The sequence below is a fragment of the Mesorhizobium sp. M7A.F.Ca.CA.001.10.2.1 genome (assembly GCF_003998575.1).
In the GTDB taxonomy this organism is placed as follows: Bacteria; Pseudomonadota; Alphaproteobacteria; order Rhizobiales; family Rhizobiaceae; genus Mesorhizobium.
Window position 1 is genome coordinate 1 of sequence record NZ_RZQY01000917.1, and the last position, 1798, is coordinate 1798.

Consider the following 1798-nt stretch of genomic DNA (forward strand, 5'->3'; position numbering starts at 1 on the left):
GAACACGCCGGTTCGTCGGCAGATCGCCGTCGGTCTGATGGAGAAGCTGGAAGCCAATCTCACCTGGTTTCCGCGCTACCAGGCTTATTTGCGTGAACACCATCCGCCCACGCTGATCGTTTGGGGGCCAGAGGACGGCTATATGCCCGCGGCGTCGGCACGGGCCTATCATCGCGATCTGCCCGATGCGGAACTGCATCTGATCGAGGGGGCGGGTCACTGGCTGCTCGAGACACATTTCGACGACGCGCTGCCGCTGGTCCATGATTTCCTGGGTCGTGTTCACGGCTGATCACAGCCGGTGTCCGCTACGCTCAGTTGCTGTCCGCCTGACTGAAGGAGAACCTCATGCCGACCAAACCGACCATCGCGCGCATCTGGCGCGGCCGCACCCGCCGCGACATCGCCGACGCCTATGAGCCATACCTGCGTGCCGAGGGTATTCCGCCCCTCGAGAAGACAGCGCTTGGCGTCCAATTGCTGCGCGCGGACCGCGATGCCGAGACGTGGTTCACAACCATCTCGTATTGGGCCGACATGCAGGCGATGACCGCCTTTACCAAAGGCGAACCGACCAAAGTCCATCATCTGGACCGCGATCCCGAGTTCCTGATCGAACTGCCGGAGCGGATCGACATCCACCGGATATTCGTCGATCGCCAGGGATTGCGCTGAACGGCGAATCTGGTGGTTCGCAATCTCGCCTTCTTCGCGGTGATGTCGCTGATCTGGGGTCTGACCTGGGCGGCGATCAAGCTCGGTCTCGATGACGTGCCTCCGCTCCTGCTGGCGGCGGCGCGCTATTGCTGACCGCCGCGCTTCTGGCAACAGCGGTGCGTGGAGCCGGCGCGGCATTCGCCCACGGGCGAACGGTGGTCTCGGCATTGCTGGTCAACACCGGCACCTACGAGCGGTGAAGCGATGGCCCGCAATCCGTCCGCAGCTACCGCCGCCCGAAAAGCCGTTCGATGTCCGCCAGCTTGAGTTCGATATAGGTTGGGCGGCCGTGGTTGCAGGTGCCCGAACCGGGCGTCGCCTCCATCTGCCGCAGCAGCGCGTTCATCTCCTCGGCCTTGAGCAGGCGGCCGGAGCGCACAGAGCCGTGGCAGGCCATGGTCGCGGCTATTTTGTCCAGCCGCTCCTTCAGCGTGTCGACCGTGTCGTTGTCGGCGATCTCGTCGGCGAGGTCGCGCACCAATTGCCCGACATTGGTCTCGCCCAGCATCGACGGCGTCTCGCGCACCGCGACGGCGCCGGGGCCGAAGCGCTCGATGCCGAGACCGAAGCGGGCCAGCGTTTCCGAATGCAGCGCAAGCCGCTCGGCGTCCTCTTCCGGCAGGTCGATGATCTCGGGCAAAAGCAGCATCTGCGAGGGCACCGGGCGCGAGTGCAGCGCATTCTTCAGCGCCTCGTAGACCAGCCGTTCATGCGCCGCATGCTGGTCGACGATGATGAGCGAATCCCTGGTCTGGGCGACGATGTAGTTTTCATGCACCTGGGCGCGCGCCGCGCCCAGCACCGCGCCGAGCAGGGTCTCGGCCGCTTCATCCTGCCCTGCGCGTGCATCGGCGCTGGCAAGCGGACCGGCATCGAAAGCCGCTTGCTCGTTTTCACGCAAGCCGCGCTGCTCGAAGCCCGCACCCTCGAAACCCATATCGAGCGGCCGCTGCGACGACCGGACGGGATCGAAGCCGGACGGGCCCGACGCGCGGTAGGCCGCGTCGTAGCTGCGGTGGCCGTTTGCCGGTCCGCCGTGGCCGTAGGATGCGGCCCCTGGCCGGAACGCGGCCATCATGCC

At 65.8% G+C, this 1798-nt stretch carries 3 protein-coding genes and 1 pseudogene; 3 read left to right on the forward strand and 1 reads right to left on the reverse strand.

What is annotated here, in order from left to right; genetic code table 11:
* From EN964_RS33425 to EN964_RS39160, 3 genes are all read left to right on the forward strand, one after another.
* Positions 1–292: alpha/beta fold hydrolase (locus EN964_RS33425; RefSeq protein WP_164776302.1), on the forward strand; the 292-nt coding region annotated here is incomplete at its 5' end.
* A 56-nt stretch (positions 293–348) separates the two neighbouring features.
* Positions 349–675 carry an antibiotic biosynthesis monooxygenase gene (locus tag EN964_RS33430; RefSeq protein WP_127271242.1) on the forward strand — a complete coding sequence of 109 codons (327 nt, stop codon included), beginning with the start codon at positions 349–351 and terminating at the stop codon, positions 673–675.
* 12 nt (positions 676–687) lie between these two features.
* Complete coding sequence (locus tag EN964_RS39160; protein ID WP_256748382.1) at positions 688–810, forward strand: hypothetical protein; 123 nt, start codon at positions 688–690, stop codon at positions 808–810.
* A 133-nt stretch (positions 811–943) separates the two neighbouring features.
* Here the strand turns inward: EN964_RS39160 and EN964_RS33440 are convergent.
* Positions 944–1798: pseudogene (locus EN964_RS33440) on the reverse strand (DNA mismatch repair protein MutL); the annotation flags it as partial.